The 407-nt window shown below is 64.4% G+C and carries 1 protein-coding gene; it reads right to left on the reverse strand.

Features of this window, described 5'->3' with window-relative positions; translation table 11 throughout:
* Positions 1 to 407: tachylectin-related carbohydrate-binding protein (locus AC1DSF_RS31050; protein WP_478184153.1), on the reverse strand; the 407-nt coding region annotated here is incomplete at both ends.

The raw sequence follows: 407 nt of genomic DNA on the forward strand, positions 1-407 counted from the left end.
GTACATGTCGCCGTTGGCGTCGATCGCGTAGATCACGCCTTGCTTGCCGCCGAAGATGTAGCTGTAGCTGCCGAATCCGCGGTGGATGATGTTGTTGGTGTTCGGGTGCCAGGTGCCTTCGCCGGTACATGTCGCCGTTGGCGTCGATYGCGTAGATCACGCCTTGCTTGCCGCCGAAGATGTAGCTGTAGCTSCCGAATCCGCGGTGGATGATGYTGTTGGTGTTCGGGTGCCAGGTGCCTTCGCCGGTGTCCGGGTTGGTCAGGGTGTACTTGCACCACACGAGCGTGCCGTCGCCGCACAGCCCGAAGATCTGGCCGTCGTCCGCGGCCAGCACCTGGGTGTGCTCCTGCCAGCCCACGCCGATGTCGCGGCTGTTGCCGGAGTTGGCCCAACTCGCCGCGCCG

This window comes from Variovorax sp. 01N429, assembly GCF_056399425.1.